The 19017-nt window shown below is 49.3% G+C and carries 6 protein-coding genes; 4 read left to right on the plus strand and 2 right to left on the minus strand.

The annotated features are described in order from the left end of the window. Window positions 1–50: 50 nt before the first annotated feature. Window positions 51–2420 carry a DUF6020 family protein gene (locus HXT28_RS00240; RefSeq protein WP_422113441.1) on the minus strand — a complete coding sequence of 790 codons (2370 nt, stop codon included), beginning with the start codon at window positions 2418–2420 and terminating at the stop codon, window positions 51–53. A 182-nt stretch (window positions 2421–2602) separates the two neighbouring features. On the opposite strand from HXT28_RS00240, the gene HXT28_RS00245 reads away from it, so the two are divergent. After that, complete coding sequence (locus tag HXT28_RS00245; RefSeq protein WP_064347841.1) at window positions 2603–3493, plus strand: biotin--[acetyl-CoA-carboxylase] ligase; 891 nt, start codon at window positions 2603–2605, stop codon at window positions 3491–3493. Between the two features lie 552 nt (window positions 3494–4045). On the opposite strand, the gene HXT28_RS00250 is transcribed toward HXT28_RS00245, so the two are convergent. Then, window positions 4046–4702, minus strand: a complete 657-nt coding sequence (locus tag HXT28_RS00250; protein WP_422113442.1) for a biotin transporter BioY — start codon at window positions 4700–4702, stop codon at window positions 4046–4048. Window positions 4703–4943: 241 nt separating this feature from the next. Here HXT28_RS00250 and HXT28_RS00255 point away from each other — a divergent pair, with 241 nt between their 5' ends. The 3 genes from HXT28_RS00255 to HXT28_RS00265 all read left to right on the plus strand — a co-directional run bounded on the left by HXT28_RS00255 (window position 4944) and on the right by HXT28_RS00265 (window position 18160). Next, complete coding sequence (locus HXT28_RS00255) at window positions 4944–6860, plus strand: biotin carboxylase N-terminal domain-containing protein (RefSeq protein WP_422113443.1); 1917 nt, start codon at window positions 4944–4946, stop codon at window positions 6858–6860. Next, window positions 6860–8497 (plus strand): acyl-CoA carboxylase subunit beta, encoded by a 1638-nt coding sequence (locus tag HXT28_RS00260; RefSeq protein WP_422113444.1) that lies wholly within the window; start codon window positions 6860–6862, stop codon window positions 8495–8497. The genes HXT28_RS00255 and HXT28_RS00260 overlap by 1 nt, the downstream gene beginning before the upstream one ends. Window positions 8498–8605: 108 nt before the next feature. Next, window positions 8606–18160, plus strand: coding sequence for a fatty acid synthase subunit beta domain-containing protein (locus HXT28_RS00265; RefSeq protein WP_422113445.1), 9555 nt, complete (start codon window positions 8606–8608; stop codon window positions 18158–18160). Window positions 18161–19017 lie beyond the last annotated feature (857 nt).

Consider the following 19017-nt stretch of genomic DNA (forward strand, 5'->3'; position numbering starts at 1 on the left):
TGGACTTAGCCTGTGTGCAAGTCCACAAATGCGGGCACATCACCTTGCGTTCACGCTTGAATTGCGTGAACGTTGCTTGCGCTGCTTGCGTTACTTGTATCACTTGCGTTACTTGTATCACTTGCGTTAGTTGTGTCACTTGCGTCTGCGCTTTCGCTACTGGCACTTTGCTTACTATCTCTCCAAAAAGTAAGCAACACAAAACAGAACACAAAAACCAACGGCAGCATATGACGCTCAAAATTATTCGCCGGAGCTAATATCATCACACCAACTAGCAAAGCAAGTGGTATATGCCACAAAACCGTACGCCAACGACGAAGCGCAATCTCCGCCATGCCAATAAGCAATGTTGCAATCACAAAAGTATTACCATGAATCAGCCAACTTATAACAGGAACATCACTCCATGAACTAATTACATCAGCAAACTCAGTACGCCAACTACTATTCCAATACTTAATCCAATCAGAATTACGAATATTATCAGTATTGATGTAATATTCCGGACCAACATACGGTCGGTCAAAGATATCGAAATAACCATACATTTTCGCAATAAACGCGTCTGCAGCCACAAGAGGACTATGCGTAACCATTTGCCACCAAGCGCGATTTAAATTACGAATATTATCTCGTGTAACGTAGCGCCAACGATAACTTACCTTTTTTGATTGCAAACCAGAAGATTTTACAGGATCAGCGTCATACGGTTTATATGCTTCCGCAGTTTGGTCAAGATTAAAAATTGGGGCAATCATGCGTTTAGCACTATGCGGAATACTATGTGGGTCCAACTTCGCAATGCGCGCAATCTGCTGCAACTGAATACCACGACTTTCAATAGGGTCTCCAGTAATAACAGCACCGCTTGAAATAAGCAGCACCAAAGCAGTGTGAACAACAAGCGTTGGTAATAAAACGCCACCAACCCACACACGCCAACGTTTACGCTCAAACACAAGCAGTAGAAGGCACTGAATAAGCAAAATGTACCACGCATATTTTGCTGCAATCAGCATAACGCATACTGAAATCAGCAATTCTATAAACGTGCCGTAGTGAATCTTCGCAATGCCAGCGTGCGTGTCATCAGCATGATAACTACAAGTTAACTCATAATTTATGCCAAACCACCACACAAAAGCGAACGCAAAAAGCGGTGATTTAGTGAGTGCAATAGTAGAACACAGCACAAGTGGATGAAGCAAAAACATGAGCAGGACGGCGAATCTTGCGAAAAGTGGCGTGCGGGACGAGAGGGACGTGCAAGACGTGCAAGACGTGCGAGATGTGCGAGATGTGCAAGACGTGCGAGATGTGCAAGACGTGCGGGACGAGAGGGACGTGCAAGACGTGCGAGATGTGCAAGACGTGCGAGATGTGCAAGACGTGCGAGATGAGAGGGTAGGTTGTGGTGCATTCGACGTAAGCCAAGGTTTATTCAAAAAACGATGCGTAGTAGCGGCAATACACCAAGCTGCAAAAACAAATTGAGTGAATGCAAGAAGCACAATGCCAGCATCATTTGAATGAGTAAAGTAGCGTGAAACTGCCGCAACTGCGCCATAAATAACAGTAAGAACTATGTTATGCTGATCGGTCAAATACGTGGGTTGCGTTGGCCACAAGTAGTGCGCAGTAGGGTAAATATCCATGGGCACAAAACTAAAGAAACCAATGTATGGCTGCTTAAGACCAGTAAGCTGATTCCAGGCCCAGCTATATTCACGAATTTGCGAACAAACGTCAGCGCCGTACGCGGCAAGTAGAGTAGCGGGTATCCACAGCCAGCCTAGGAAGAAAGTGAGGAAAAGATTGCGGCGGTTTCGTGTGGAATGCTTAATAAACCAACGTGCTGCGCTATAGAAACGTTTTGAAATATTGCGAATGAGGCGGCAGATTGCGGATATGCGGTGCTTTTTGACTTTGCGATTGGGTGTGCTTTTGCTTTTGCTTTCGATAATTTTCTCGACAGTTTTCTTGTCTGTTTTCTCGACAGTTTTCTTGTTTGTTTTCTCTGCGTTAGTCTTGTGCTTTTTTCTAAAAATTGACTTAATCCACGCTCCCAAACGGCTGTATTGCTTAGGAAAAGCCGCATGTTTGCCGTAATAAATAATCGTCCACAAAATAATCGCGTATATTGCGAACGCGGCAATAAAAATTAGCGCATTAATCCAAGAACAGTCAGCGAGCGTTCCTAAATGCAGTTGTGGGTCTTGATTGCGAAAAATTGGTCCTAAACTTGTGCAGGCTGCGAGTAAGAAACAGAGCAGAGCGGAGAGTGTGTAGGTGAAAAAACGGGTTAGTGTAGTTTGGTGGATTGATTGAGTGTGGGAAGCTGATTGAGTAAGAGAGTGCTGTTGACTAGTATGAGCGCGCGCTTGTTGTGATTGTGTTTTGCAATGAGTACGCTTCATATATCAACACCTGCTTAATAATTTAATAAAACTATACATATGTTTATTTCGTTTGTGCGAAGCGGCGCTGATACGCAAATATGCAAAATCGCAAATATGCAAAATCGCATACAATAACGCAAGTTACTTATATTCGACGCACGCACATGCAATAACCATATAATCTGATGTAAATTATACCTATGACTACTTTTTCTTCGCAAAGCGTGGCATTGATGCCTCGTACTTCAATTGTGGCAGACTCAGTAAAATATTTCGCTATTACGGATTCTACGCAAAATATTGCGCGAGATATGATACAAAAAGGCGAAATAATCGCACGAGATGATGGAAAACCAACAATATTTGCGATTGTTGCAGACGAGCAAACGGCTGGTCGCGGTAGACTCGGGCGAGCGTGGGTAAGCAGACCGGGAGAAAGCTTTTTGGTTTCATTCGTCACGTTGCTGCCAAAAGCAATGGTGATGGATGAGGATCATAATGGCTGGTTGCCAATAATTGCAGGTCTTGCTGCACGCGACGCGCTACTAGCAGCTTTCCGCGAGCACAACAGTTCGCCGATGCATGGTGAAGCATGCGCGCTTAAACTCAAATGGCCGAATGACGTGTTTTTACACGACTGCAAAGAAGGCGGAATCTTAACCGAAATTGTGGCGGTGCCGGGGCGTGACGACGTTGTTGGAGTGGTTTTTGGAATCGGATTGAATTTGTGCGTGCCGCAAGAAGTGCTGCCGATTAAAATGGCAACTTCACTACAAATGCACATGACTGCGCTGCCAGAAGCTCAAGCATTGCGCGATGAGATTGCAGCGAACATTGTTACGGGATTGCGCTCGCGGCTATACGATTTTATGCGCGATTATCCAAGTAATGCTGCCGATTTGCAGAAAGAAGTAAGCGGAGTATGTTGGACGCTTGGGCGCGAAGTAAACGTACATCCGGTTGACGGGAAAGTGGTAACCGGAACAGCAGAGCGGATTGGGGAAGATGCGTCGCTTACGATTCGCAAAGATTCCGGCGAGGAGATTGTAGTTAAAAGCGGCGACGTGCAAGCCGTTGCGTACGAAGCGTGACGACCTGCTTGAGCGCAGCATTGCGCGCGCGAAAGCAACTCGGAGCGCCGAGCTTGCTCAGGGTTGAAAGCACGGTGTGCTTTCAACGCAAGCGAGGTCTGTCTGCGTCAATAAAGACGCAGGCAGGGCAGGTTAGTGTAGTTGTGCTTTAGAAACTAGGTTGTGACTAGTGTGCGCTGACGACCTGCTTGAGCGCTGCGATTTAGCGCGCGAAAGCAATTCGGAGCGCCGAGCTTGCTTAGAGTTGAAAGCACGGTGTGCTTTCAACGCAAGCGAGGTCTGCCTTCGTCTCGATTGACGAAGGCAGGGCAGGTTAGTGTAGTTGTGCTTTAGAAACTAGGTTGTGACTAGTGTGCGCTGACGACCTGCTTGAGCGTAGCATTGCGCGCGCGAAAGCAACTCGGAGCGGAAACTCGCTTAGGTTGGAAGTCCAGTGGACTTCCAACGCGAGTTTTGTAGCGAGCGCATAGCGCGCGAGCATGACAGTTTTATGGAACATTTGCCGGAGATTTTCCGACAAATGTTCCCGTTGAGAGCATTTAGATTTATTCGCTACGCACGCTTTTTGTTCAGTGCGTTGTACAAGCCGGAGCAAGCCGCGCTCGCAACGAAAGCCTTAATTAAATCGCCAATCATGAAGATAATCAAGGTTGCGGCAGCAGTCGAAAGCGGCATGCCGGTAAGTAAGCTCTGACCGAAAATGCCGAATGCGTAAATCACAATCGTGCCAATTATGGAAGCAACAGCGTAAGTGCAGAAACGAACGAAAGTCTTCTTCAATGAACGCTCTGGCATCATTGCGTCAAGAGCAACGTCGAATACGTGCTTTAAAGCAGCAGTTGCAGCAACACCAAAAATAAAACCAACAAGGAAGCCTGCAGTAGGACCAACGAATACAGCCCAGCCTCCCTTAAAGCCAGCGAACACAGGCAAACCTGCAGCACCCAAAGCTAGATACATTACAACGGAAGCAACGCCCTTGCGCCAGCTCAAAGTCAAACCAATAATGCACAGAACAAGAGTCTGCAACGTAATTGGCACAGGAGTAATAGGAAGATAAATTGCGCCTGCCATAGTAGAAAGAGCCAACAGCACAGTGAGGAGAACTGGTTTTGCGAGCCAAGTTGCAACTGCCTTCACTTTATTAACAGCTGCAGTAGATGTTGCGGTTGCAGTTGTTGCTGCATTATTTTGATTCATGCTAGTCATACAAACCTTCTTTTGGTTATTGCCGGTTATTGCCGGTTATTGCCGGTTTGCTGCTTGAGTAGATTGCAACTTAAGTAATTTGCTACTCAAGACTTAAGCTTTTACCGGTTGTTTTCCGTTTCGCTAATCACAATACGTGCCATAAAAATCATGTGCATTGGAGAAGTGTACAAAATTTTGCTCTAGCTTTTGTGTATGTCGGCTCATACGCAAACGCGACTTTTCTAATATCTTGTAACGTATGGTTACGAATATCAAAAAAATTCTCATCGCAAACCGCGGTGAAATCGCCTTGCGAGTTATTCGCACGGCTCACGAAATGGGCATTGCTACCGTTGCTATTTACGCACCGACTGATCGCAATGCGCAGTTTGTAGAAATGGCAGACGAAGCGTACGCACTTTCCGGAGACACGTATCGCGACACTTATTTAAACGAAGATGCGATTCTTGACATTATTAAAAGAAGTGGCACGGATGCTGTGCACCCGGGTTACGGATTCCTTTCAGAAGTTGCGTCTTTTGCGAAGAAAGTCAACGATGCTGGGGTTATTTGGATTGGCCCTCGTCCAGAAGCGCTTATTGATTTGGGTGATAAAATTACAGCTCGCCGCGTGGCTGTGCGAGCGAAAGTGCCGCCAGTTCCAGGCATTTCGGAGCCGGTAAAAGATATTCGAGAACTGTTGACTTTTGCGCAAACGCACGGCTATCCGGTGATGATGAAGCGCACGGATGGCGGCGGCGGACGCGGTATTACAGTCGTTCATAACGACGATGAGTTGCGCGGCTTTTACATGAATCACGACGCTTTGCAGGGCGGCGACTTAGACGAATATTTTATTGAGCGTTTTATTGACAAGGCTCGCCACGTAGAAACGCAGTGCGGCCGCGACGCTCACGGAAATTTCACCGTATATTCCACGCGCGATTGTTCGGTGCAGCGCCGAAACCAAAAGCTGGTTGAGGAAGCTCCTGCACCGTTCTTGACCGACGATGAAAAAGATCAGCTTTACCGATATTCTCGTAACCTATTTGAAGCTGTTGATTATGTTGGTCTTGGCACGTGCGAATATATGGTGACTTCTCAGCATAAAGTCTACTTCTTGGAAGTTAATCCGCGATTGCAAGTTGAGCACACGGTGAGTGAGGAAGTGAGTGGACTTGATTTGGTGCGAGAGCAGCTCAATATTGCTGACGGCGGTGAGTTGATTAAGGATCCGGAGCCGCGCGGACACAGCTTTGAGCTTCGCATTACTTCGGAAGATCCTGCTACGAATTTGACTCCAAGTTCCGGCACTTTGACGAAGATTAAGTGGCCTTCCGGCCCTGGTATTCGCGTCGATTTTGGTGTTGAAGTTGGCGATAATATTTCGCCAAAATTCGATTCCATGATGGGCAAGCTTATTATTACTGCGCAAAGTCGCGAAACTGCTGTGGCTCGCGTGCGTCGTGCTTTGAAGGAACTTTGCATTGAGGGCGTGCCAACTCCGGCGAAACTTTTTGAGCAGATTTTTAACGACCCTGAGTTTACGGCTGAAAATCACAGTTTTGACGTGTCTACTAAGTGGATGGAACGCAAGTATTTGAACCGCGTTCCTGCAGCTTCCTTGGGTGGTCAGCCGGCTTCGCTTGTTTCTGGAAAGTCTGCTGATGAATCCGAAAATAAGCAGCCTGCAATGGAATCCTTCATTATTGAGGTTGATAATAAGCGCGTAAAGCTTACAATTCCGCAAGATATTGTTGATAATTTGACCGGCTCTGCGCGAGTTCGTAGCGTTTCTAGAGCTTCCCAGCCGTTGCGTGGGCGTTCTCTTCGCGGCAGTACCCACAAATCTGAAGAGCAAAAGCAGATTCCAGGCGTAATTGCAGCCCCTATGCAAGCTGTTATTACTCGTGTGAATGTGGCTGAAGGACAGCAGGTTGCTAAGGGTGATTTGCTTGTGGTGCTTGAGTCCATGAAGATGGAAAATTACGTGTATGCTCCGGCGGCTGGTACTGTTACTGGAATTTTTGTTGGGCCTGGCGACGGCGTGGAATCGGGCGCAAAGCTTGTGACGATTGATCTTGCTGAAGATAAGAGCGAAGGTAAGGGCACAGAAAAGGGCACAGAAAAGGGCACAGAAAAATCTTCTGAAAGTTCGCAAGGAGAGCAAAAATAATGAGCGCGTTATTGCAAGAACAAACAAAAATTTCAGCAAAAACTGCTTCCAGTGATGCTCTAAGCAACGCAACTGACGCCGCCAACTTGCAGCCGCGCCGCGGAAAAGCAGCCGTTCAGCACGCAGCAAAATTAGCTCGCGACGCAGAACAAAAAGCATGCGAACGTCAGCACGCAAAAGGCAAAAGCACTGCTCGCGAACGACTTGACCTGCTTTTTGACACCGGCTCATTCGTGGAAATCGGACGTTTTAACGGCGGTGACATAAACAACGACGTTGCCGGATGCGCTGTAATCACCGGCTTTGGCGAAGTTTATGGCAGAAAAGTTGCCGTATATGCGCAGGACTTTTCTGTGCGAGGCGGAACGCTCGGCAAAGCGGAAGGTGAGAAAATCTGCCATCTTTTGGATATGGCTTTACAGCTTCGCGTGCCAGTTGTTGCAGTAATTGATTCCGGTGGCGCTCGCATTCAGGAAGGTGTGAACGCGCTGATGCAATACGGACGCATCTTCAAAAAAACTTGCGAAGCGAGTGGCTTAATTCCGCAAATCTCCATTATTCTTGGACCTTGCGCTGGTGGCGCTGTGTATTGCCCTGCGTTGACTGATTTTATTATTATGACGCGTGAACATTCCAACATGTTCGTCACTGGCCCGGATGTTGTTAAAGCGGCAACCGGCGAGGCTATTAGCATGGACGATTTGGGCGGCGGTCTTGTGCATAACGCAACTTCTGGAGTCGCTCACTATTTGGGTGAAGATGAAGCGGACGCAATCGACTACGCGCGCACGGTTTTGGCTTATTTGCCGTCTAGTTGCGAAGTGGAGCCTCCTACTTTTGCTTACGCTGCAACGCGAGCTGACCGCGAAACTGCGCGAGAGTTGGCAAGTATTGTACCAGATAACGACCGTCAGCCTTACGATGTGCTGGACGTGATTCGCAGAATCGTTGACTACGGTGAGTTTGTGCAAGTGCAGGAATTGTATGCTGCTTCGGCAGTGGTTGGTTTTGCTTGCATTGAGGGGCATCCGGTTGGAATCGTGGCAAATCAGCCTAAGGTGAACGCTGGTATTTTGGACGTAAATTCTTCCGAAAAAGTAGCGCGATTTGTGCGATTGTGTGATGCGTTTAATTTGCCTGTGGTGACTTTGGTTGATACCCCTGGTTATAAGCCGGGCTCGGATCAAGAGCATGCTGGCATTATTCGCAGGGGTGCGAAGGTGATTTATGCGTACGCAAACGCGCAAGTGCCGCTGGTTACAGTGATTTTGCGTAAGGCTTTCGGCGGAGCTTATATTGTGATGGGCTCGAAGTCGATGGGTGCGGACGTAAATTACGCGTGGCCAACCAGCCAGATTGCGGTTTTGGGTGCGCAAGGTGCTGTGAATATTATTCATCGCAAGGATTTGCAAAAAGCAAAGGAGCGAGGTCAGGACGTTGCGGCTCTGAGAAAGCAGCTGGTTGACGAATATGAGGCGACTACCGTGAACGCAAATCTTTCGCTGGAAACGGGTCAGATTGACGCAATGATTGACCCGGAGCAGACGCGCGATATGATTGCTGGTTCGCTGAGGCTTTTGCGCAGTAAAAAGCGGGTTTCTAGGACTGGAAAGCATCACGGAAATCAACCAATGTAGAAATCTAAAGAAATCTAAAGAAATCTACAAAAATCTACATAAATTACAGAAATCGCAAAACTTATAAAAATTTATAAAACTTATGCAAATCGACGAGAAGGAACTACTATGACAACCTACTTTTTTGACCAACTCGCTCATAATCCTCACGCGCTCATTTTCGCAGGTCAATCAACTCCATGGGTTGACGCTTTAAGAGAACTTGGCAAAGACGAGGAGTTAAATACTGAGCTTCACGAGTATGAGGCTAGCGCAAAAGCTTTGCTCGCACCAATGTACGCTGAACTTTTAGCAAACGCCGGCGGAGACATAAATGTTTTCGACGCGCTGGAAAATAAGCATATTAACGCCGCAAACGCGCTTCTTAGTGTGCCTGGAATTACCTTAGCGCAGCTGGGTGCTGTGCGTGACTTAACAAATCTTGGCTATAACTTTGAAGTAAACAAGCCTTGCGCTGTGTTGGGGCATTCTCAGGGCGTCATTGCAGCAGAAATGGTAAAAGCAAGGCTGAAAGCAAAGTCTTGGCAGAAGGCTCGTGCACAAATCGAAGAACTGCTTGCAATTGCCTACTTAATTGGAGCTGCAGGGGATCGCGAATCGCGCATGCTTGAAATTACGGGTGACGGCGAGCACACGCCAATGCTGTCGCTTAAAGGAGTTACGAAAAAGCAAGCAGAAGCGCTTATTTCTCGCGTAGAGCGCACGCGAGGAGAAATCTCAATCGCAGTTAAAAATGCTTATAATCACGTGGTTATTGCAGGATATCCGGAAGATATGGAAGCTGTGGCGAACGAAGCGCAAAAAGAAGCGAAACGTTCGCAAAAATTGCGCGAAATGAAGGTGCGCGGTGGTGCTGTGTTTGCGCCGGTTGCTGAATATTTGGATGTGACAGTGCCGTTCCATTCGCCAATGCTTCAGCCTGCGGTTGATCGGGTAGAGGATTGGGCGCGTGAGGCTGGTTTGAACACTGCAGTTGCGCGAGAGTTGGCGGATGCTGTGCTTGTGCAGCCTGTTGATTGGGCTGCGCAAATTGGCGAAGTTTTGGATCAACATGATGCGCGCTCGCTGTGGATATTAGATATGGGTCCTAGCGAAGTGCTTGGCAAACTTACGGGTGTGCTTGTGCAGGGGACTGGCGCTGGAGTTGTGGAAGCTGCTACCATGCGCGCTCGTGCGCAGCTTTCAACAGCTGACTCGGCTTCGGAACCTACTCGCACCGGCTGCTGGGCTGATTTTGCACCTCGCGCTATCAATACCCCTGCCGGGTATAAAGTTCTTACGAAATTCAGCAAGCTTACCGGCAAAGCGCCTGTGCTTCTTGCAGGTATGACACCAACAACAGTAGAACCGGAAATCGTTGCGGCTGCAGCGAATGCAGGCTACTGGGCTGAGCTTGCTGGCGGCGGTCAGGTAACTGCAGAAGTTTTCGATCGTCATATGAAGTCGCTTGAAAAGCAGCTTCGAGAAGGTGCAACTGTTGAATTTAACGCCATGTTTATGGACCGCTACCTGTGGAATTTGCAGTTTGGTTCGAAGCGAATCGTACCAAAAAAGAGGCAGTCGGGCGCTCCAATTGACGGCGTAGTTATTTCTGCTGGCATTCCAGAACTTGACGAAGCTAAGGAATTAGTAGCGTCTTTGCAAAAAGACGGATTCCCTTACGTAACGTTTAAGCCGGGAACAGTTGATCAAATTCGTCAAGTTGTGCGAATTGCGAAAGCGGTTGCTCCAGCCACGATTATTGTGCAAGTTGAGGGCGGTGCTGCAGGCGGCCACCATTCGTGGGAATCTTTGGACGATTTGCTTATGACAACGTACGCACAAGTGCGCGAATGCGATAATTTGGTACTTGTGGCCGGCGGCGGTATTGGTACTCCTGAGCGTGCTGCAGACTACATTTCCGGCGAATGGGCGCGCGAATACGGTTTGCCAAATATGCCAGTTGATGCCGTAATGATTGGCACGGCTGCAATGACAGCAAAAGAGGCGCACACAAGCCCTGAAGTAAAGCGTATGCTGGTTGAAACTCCGGGAATTGTGATGCCGAAAGCTTCAAGCGTTGAAGGCTTTGACGAGGATCCGTTTGCTCCAATGGGTGAGCGCTGGGTGCCTTCCGGAAAAGTTGTTGGCGGCGTGACTAGTGGTTTAAGCCATTTGCACGCGGATATTTATGAGCTTGAAAACGCTTCTGCACGTTGCGGACGCTTGCTTGTTCACATGATGAAGCATCCGGAAGAGCTTGAAACTCGCCGCGACGAAGTAATTGCAGCGCTGAACTCAACTGCAAAACCGTATTTTGGCGACTTGGAAAGCATGACGTATGCTCAGTTTGCTCAGCGTTTCCTCGATTTGGCATACCCGTGGGTAGATCCTACATATGCGGATCGCTACATGCACTTATTGCAGCGAATTGAAGCTCGTTTGGTGAGCCAAGATTCCGGCGAATTTACGTCGATTTTGCCAACTCGCACGCAAGTTGGAGAGCATCCTCAAGCTGCCTTGAATGCTTTAGTTGAAGCGTTGCCTCAAGCTCGTGAGCTTAATGTGGTGCCAATGGATGCCGCTTGGTTCCCAACTTTGGTGCGCGAATACCCGAAGCCAATGCCATTCGTGCCAGTTATTGACAACGATTTGCTGCGCTGGTGGGGTCAAGATCAGCTTTGGCAGTCGGAAGATTCGCGCTACTCAGCAGACGCTGTGCGCGTAATTCCAGGACCTATTTCCGTGGCTGGAATCACAACTATGGATGAGCCGATTGCGGATATTCTTGGACGTTTTGAAGCAGCAATGCTAAATCGAACAAAAGAAAATCGTGCGGAAAGTGCGGAAAATCGCGCAGAAAATCGCGCAAATCAGTCTGCATTCAGCCAAATTGCAGCAGCTGCAAACGTTGAAGCATATGTGCGCGCATGCCCGAATATTTCCTGGGTTGGTCACGTCACTGCAAATCCTGCGTACGGTACAAAATTAGGTGACGAAAATTACGTAATTACTGTAACTGCTACAAATGACGACGTAATTTCGCTTGATTTGGATATTAAGCTCGATACTTTCTGGGATAATCAAGAAAATCAGGAAGCGCAGAATGCTGCTAAAAATGCTGCTAAAAACGCTGCAAATTCAGCAAAACGCAAGCATGCAGTTCGAGATATTATAATTCCGCTTACAGTTGATGCAAGTAAAGCTGGAAGCATTCCGGTAGTTGATCGCGAGCGCCTTCCAAAGCATGTGTACGAAATGCTGGCAGCAACCGCAGGTATTGGAAATACTGCGATTACGGGTGATGTGCTCGACGCTATGCCTAAGGTTGAAAGAGTAAAAGAAGATGGCAGTTTGGCGAAATTGCCGGAAGATTTGCTTAACGAAGGTTATAAAGATTTCCCATTCGGATTAGTCCATTCGTCTTATACTTTCTCTCGCAATCTTGGAATAGATCACGAGTCAGCAACGGCTGGTCGACTCCCAGACGGTTTACTGGCCTCTCGCATTGTGCCGGACGCGTTAGTTGGTCCTGCTTGGCCAACAATTTACTCGGCTTTGGGTTCCGTAATGGTTGACGGATACCCGATTATTGAGGGCTTGCTGAACGCAGTTCATTTGGATCATTTGGTTGAGCTTGACGTTGACGCTGAAGAATTCCGCAAGTATGTTGACAAGCGAATCAACCTGCTCGGCTGGGCGGAACCGTACGCAGAATCTGCTTCCGGACGCGTGGTCACCATTCACATCGTGCATACTGCCGCTGACGGTACGCGACTTGCGCACGAAACCGAGCGTTTTGCTATTCGTGGCCGCAGCTTTAGCAACGCTCTTCCGGAGCCTGCTGCCGAATACGGCGACGCAGCAGGATTGCACGGATACGAAATTGAGGACACTCCTCGCCGAGCTTTGCGCAGAGTAGTAGTTCGCGCGCCTCACGATATGACCGCTTTTGCGCGTACTTCTGGAGATTTCAACCCAATTCACACTTCCGCTAGGGGAGCTGCAATTTCCGGACTTTCCGCACCACTCGTACACGGAATGTGGCTGTCTGCCACCGCTCAGCACGTGGCTCAAGCAGTTGACGCAAAGGGTGCTCGCTACGAGCTTATTGGCTGGTCTTACAACATGTACGGCATGGTTCAACTGGACGACGAAGTAGAAATCACCGTTGAACGCGTTGGAAAAGTTCGCCGCGGCGGACTCGCTTTGGAAGTTACGTGCCGAGTTAATGGACAAATCGTGTCTAAAGCAAGTGCACTTACTCGCGCTCCACGCGCAGCATTCGTATACCCGGGTCAGGGTATCCAAAAGCAAGGAATGTCGCTTGATGAGCGAGCAAAGTCGCCTGCTGTGCGCGATACTTGGGAGAGAGCAGATAAGCTTACTCGCGAAAAGCTTGGGTTCTCAATCCTTGCCGTCGTGCGCGATAATCCAAAGGAACTTACAGCTCGCGGCGTAACATATCGTCATCCTGAAGGACTGTTGAATTTGACGCAATTTACGCAAGTTGCGCTCGCAACAGTAGCGTTTGCACAAACCGCGCGTTTGCGTGAAGCTGGATGCGATATTTGGCCAGCCTACTTTGCCGGTCACTCGCTTGGCGAATACAACGCATTAAGCTCCTTCGCGCAGATTATTCCGCTCGAAACTGTGCTGGAATTGGTGTTCCACCGTGGATCTACCATGCATCATTTGATTGAGCGCGACGCTCAAGGACGCTCGAACTACCGCATGGGCGCACTTCGACCAAACCAGTTCGGAGTTGGCGACGAAGGTGTAAACGCTTACGTCGAAGGAATTTCCAAAGCTACAGGCGAATTCTTGCAGATTGTAAACTACAATTTGGCAGGTCAGCAGTACGCAATTGCTGGAACAATTAAGGGCTTGAAGGCTTTGCAAGCCGACGCTTCTCAGCGCGCGAAAGAATACGGCGGAAAGCCGCCATTCATGCTCGTGCCTGGAATTGACGTGCCATTCCATTCTCGCATTCTTCGTAAAGGCGTGCCGGAATTCCGCGATAAGCTCGACTCGCTGCTGCCAAAGCATATTGATTACTCTGTGCTTGTAGATCGCTACATTCCAAACCTCGTGGCTTGCCCGTTTGAGCTTACTCGCGAGTTTGCGCAGAAGATTTTGGACGTTGTGCCATCCGAGCGTATTGAAGCAGCTTTGGAAGATGAAGCAACTTGGAAGTCTTACGCAGACGACGAGCAAAAGCTTGGTAGACTGCTTCTTACAGAGTTGCTTTCGTGGCAGTTTGCTTCTCCAGTTCGCTGGATTGAAACGCAGGCTCTTCTGTTTGCTGATCGCGCTCGCGGCGGTCTTGGCGTTGAAGAATACGTGGAAGTTGGTTTAGGAAACGCTCCAACTTTGGCAAATCTTGGCGCGAAAACGCTTGCTTTGCCGGAATTTAGTGGCGAAAAGGTAACTGTTTACAACGTTGGCCGAGACGAGGGTCGCGTTTATATGACGGATACGGATTCGCTTGTTCCGGAAGTGTTTGATGAGGAAGATAGTACGATTGAAGCTGCGCCTGCAGCTTCGGCAGCAGCTTCTGCAGCTGCTACTTCTTCTGCAGCAACTTCTGCACCTGCTTCTGCTCCTGCAGCTCCTGCTGCTACTAACGCAGCAGCAAGCGGTCCTGTAGCAGACTTGTCATTTAAAGCATCTGACGCAATCTCAATGCTCATCGCCTATAGTGCAAAAATTCGCCTCGACCAAATTGGCGATGCGGACACAACCGACACGCTCACAAACGGCGTATCTTCCCGCAGAAACCAGCTGCTTATGGATATTAGTTCCGAGCTTGGCGTAGCTAGCGTGGACGGTGCTGCTGAAGCTCCAATGAGTGCATTGCGAAAGCTTGTGGATTCGGTTGCTCCACGCTACAAGGCTTTTGGTGCAGTACTTTCCGATATTGTTCGCGAACGTTTGCGCGCGCTGTTCGGCGCTGCCGGCGTGAAACCTGCGCAAATCGACAAGCGAATTTCTGAAGTCTGGCAGTTAGGTGAGGGTTGGCGTGCTCATGTGCTTGCAGCTTTGGTTTTGCAAACTCGCGAAGGTGCAAGCGTGCGCGGCGAAAATCTTGCGCAACTTTCTACGGATCCTGCAAAGAATACTGCTGCAGCTGACGCTTTAATCGACGCAGCAATTCAGCAGGTTGCTCAAGCTCACGGCGTTAGCGTTTCTCAGCCGGGTGCTGCTGGCGGTGCAGGCGGTGCTGTGGTTGATTCTGCAGCTCTTGACGCTTTCGCTCAGCAGGTTGTTGGTGCTGACGGCGTGCTTGCTGCAACCGCTAAGTTTGTGCTTGCAAAGCTTGGTGTTGAGGCTCCTCAAGCAGAAACTGAAGCCGACGAAAACGCGGCTGTTGTAGCTGCTGTTGAAGCTGAGCTTGGTGCGGATTGGCCAAAGCAAGTGGAGCCTCGATTTGATGAGCGAAAGGCGATTCTTTTCGACGACCGTTGGGCTTCTGCTCGCGAGGACGTTGCGCGCTTGTACTATGAGCATGCTGTAAAGAATGAGGATGCTCAAGCAGATGAAGTTTCGGCAATTGCAAGCCGATTCGGTAGTTTCTTGAGCGCCGGTGAGGCTGTAGCTTCGGAAGCTGAGTGGTTTGCAAGTCTTTCTCAATCTCGCGAATTAAACAATCTTGCAACAATATTGAATGGTATTGCTCACGATTCTCGCACGAAACTTTCGCAAAGTAACGCTTCTGAAGACACTGCTTACGCAACTCGTTTTGCAGGAGAAGTAGCAGTTGTTACAGGTGTTGCTCCAAACTCAATCGCAGCTCGCGTAGTAACAGGCTTGCTCGCAGGTGGCGCGACTGTTATTGCAACTTCGCACAGCTTTAAGCCGAGCGTAAAGTCTTGGGCAAAGAAAGCGTATCGCGAATATGCTTCAATGGGCGCGAAGCTTTGGCTTGTGCCAGCAAACTTGTCTAGCTACCGCGATGTTGATGCGCTTGTGAAGTGGGTTGGCACAGTTTCAAAGAAAGTTAGCGGCGCAACCACTACTATTTTGAAGCCAGCTTACGAGCCGAGCATGTTCTTCCCGTTCGCAGCACCTCCAGTTCACGGCACGTTGGCTGATTCCGGTTCGCTTTTTGAATCGCAATCGCGCTTAATGCTTTGGGGTGTAGAGCGTGCAATTGCTGGATTTGCGCAGATTGGAGCAGATACGGATGTGCAACATCGTATGCACGTTGTGTTACCTGGTTCTCCAAACCGCGGTATGTTTGGCGGCGACGGCGCTTACGGCGAAGTCAAGAGCGCGTTTGATGCGATTGTAAGCCGTGCGCATGCGGAAAGTGTGTGGTCGGATCGCGTTACATTCGCTCATCCAAAGATTGGCTGGGTGCGTGGAACCGGCTTAATGGGCGGAAATGATCCGCTTGTGGCTGTAGTTGAGCGTCACGGATTAACTACCTACTCTACACAAGAAATGGCAGACCGTTTGCTTGATTTGTGCACTCGCGAGGCGCGCGAACAGGCTGCAATCGCGCCTTTGGATGTTGATTTTACGGGCGGATTAGGCAAGGAGCCTCTTGATTTGAACGCGCTTCGTGCAGAAGCGTTGGAAGATCAAAAGCGTGCGGAAGCTGCGGACGAGTCTGCCGAATCTTCTGCTACATCAACTGCTAAATCAACCAACAAAGCGCTTCCAACTCCTTACGTGCCAACTCAGCCGCAAGTCAACTTGTCTGATTGGAAGAATGTAACAGCGCGACCAGAAGACGAAATCGTAATCGTCTCCGTCGGTGAGCTTGGACCATGGGGTTCCGGACGTACTCGTTTTGAGGCGGAGCTTGGAATTAAGGAAGACGGTTCAGTAGATCTTTCTGCAGGAGCAGTACTGGAATTGGCTTGGAATATGGGCTTGCTTACTTGGCAGGATTCACCAAAGCCGGGCTGGTATGATGCGGAAGGCACGCTTGTTCCGGAAGAAGACATTGCAGAGAAATATCGTGATGAAGTAGTGGCGCGTTCCGGTATTCGACCATTTGAAACCGGCATGGGCGGCGACTACAAGGACGGAGCGAACGAAGAAGAAGCAGAAATCTTCCTCGATCACGATGTGAGCTTCAGCGTTCCAACAGAAACGATTGCGCGCGAATACGTGGCTCTTGACGAAGCACACACTGAGATTGCTCGCGATACAGAATCGGGAGAGTGGACGGTTACTCGCAAGGCAGGTTCTATGATTCGCGTGCCACGCAGGGCTGCAATGACCAGAACCGTCGGCGGACAATTCCCTAAGGGCTTCGACCCGCTGAAGTGGGGTATTCCGGCTTCGATGGTTGGAAGCGTTGACACGATTGCGTTGTGGAATATCGTCACAACCGTGGACGCTTACATTTCCGCCGGTTTCACGCCTTCGGAGATTTTGCAATCCGTGCATCCGTCGCTGGTTGCTTCTACGCAAGGCACTGGTTTTGGTGGTATGAGCTCAATGCGAAAACTGTACTTAGATCGCTTCCTGAACCACGAAATCCCAACCGACGTGCTGCAAGAGGCACTTCCAAATGTTGTGGCAGCTCACGTAATGCAAACCTATATCGGCGGCTACGGAAACATGGTTCAGCCGGTATCGGCTTGCGCAACTGCAGCGGTTTCGCTCGAAGAAGGCGTTGATAAGATTGCTCTCGGCAAAGCTGACTTCGTAGTAACTGGCGCAATCGACGATATTGGCGTGGAATCTGTGGTCGGCTTCGGCAATATGAACGCAACTGCCAATAGTGAGGAAATGTATGCTAAGGGCATAAATCCTCGATTCTTCTCTCGTGCGAACGATCGCAGACGCGGCGGCTTCCTTGAGGCTCAAGGCGGCGGTACGATTTTGGTTACGCGCGGCGATATTGCGCTGAAGCTCGGTTTGCCTGTTGCGGGAGTGGTTGGTTTCATTCACTCCTATGCTGATGGCATTCACACTTCCATACCTGCCCCGGGTTTGGGTGCGTTGGCTGCAGGCATGGGCGGTGCTAAGTCTAAGCTCGTGCGCGATTTGGCGGCGCTTGGCGTAACTCCGGACGATATTGCTGTGGTTTCTAAGCATGATACGTCTACGAATGCCAACGATCCGAACGAATCTGAGCTGCACAATACTCTTGCGCACGCAATCGGACGCACGGACGGCAACCCACTGTTCGTAATCAGCCAAAAGACGCTAACCGGACACGCAAAGGGTGGCGCGTGCATCTTCCAAATCAACGGTTTGACGCAACTGTTTAGAACTGGCGTAATTCCAGCGAATGTGTCGCTTGATTGCGTGGATCCTAAGCTTTCGCGAGATGACCACATGGTTTGGTTGCGCGAGCCGATGCGTATTAGCGGCGGAACAGTGAAGGCTGCGCTTGCAACTTCACTCGGTTTCGGCCATGTGAGCGGATTTGTTGGGCTGGTTCACCCGGGTGCTTTTGAGGCGGCTGTGGCTGCTAGCGCTGGTGCTGAGGCTCTGGAGGAGTGGCGCAAGCGCGCAAACGCTCGCTTGGCGGCGGGTCAGAGAAGGCTTGAGGAAGGCATGATGGGCCACGCTCCACTGTTTGAGCCAGTGGAAAATCGCCACTTGCTGAAGGATGGTACGCGCCTGCCGGATGGCACTCGCTATGACGGCCACGAGGCAGAAAAGGCGATGCTGCTTAATCCTGATGCGCGCCTTAACGCGAACGGCTACTACTGCTGATCTGCTGCTTTAGCTTGTTTTGACAACAAACGCCGGGGAATTTTCTCCGGCGTTTGCGTTCTAACCTGCTTTCGTGCATCATTGCGAGCGAAAGTTCTTGCTTGATGTGGCGCGAGTTTTGGATTCCTTTCTTGTGTGACTTTATTTGCGAGATACTTGCGTATCGTCTATGAGTTTTGCAACTGATTTAGTTTTTCGGTTTTGACGAGGCTGGAAAATTTGTGTTTGCGCACGTCCCGTCCTTCGCTCCGCACTCATGTAAAACATTTTTACTGTATTAAAACCTTGTCTACATTATGTTGCGTTCGCTCAGTCCTCTTTTAGTGCTGAACACAATTTTTCCAGCCTCTCAACACACTAAACACAACACAAAACTCATAGACTCGTGAAGTTCGTTGCGAAAGTGCGTGGCTTACTCAGTGCAACTAAATTCGCGCAACTAAGCTTCGGTTGAGTGCGTGGTAGGTGCGTTTGGTGTGGCATGTGCTGCAGCACGAATGCTAGTGTTCGCTAATCAACAGAAATCAACGTCTGTAGAGCATTATTGCTAAAGTTCACTCATCAACAAGTAATCACCGTTAGCAAAGCACAACTGCAAAGCTACACAAGCAACGTCAGCGGAGCATGACTGCAAAGCTTCAAAATCGCTTTTCGCAGAAGCACTGGTGCAAAGCTGTTGGAACATTTGCCGGAAAATGTAAGGCGATTGGAGTTGCGTTAAAAATCACGTAAGTAGCTCTGTAGTTCAGTATGCCATATTTAGTACGTGTAGCATTGCGTATGTTGCCTGATATTACCTAATGCCAGTAGTACGCTGTCATTATCGCAGTGGTATGCCGCTAACCAGTACCCACTAC

It is taken from the genome of Gardnerella washingtoni, from assembly GCF_049262705.1.
Taxonomy (GTDB): domain Bacteria; phylum Actinomycetota; class Actinomycetes; order Actinomycetales; family Bifidobacteriaceae; genus Bifidobacterium; species Bifidobacterium vaginale_D.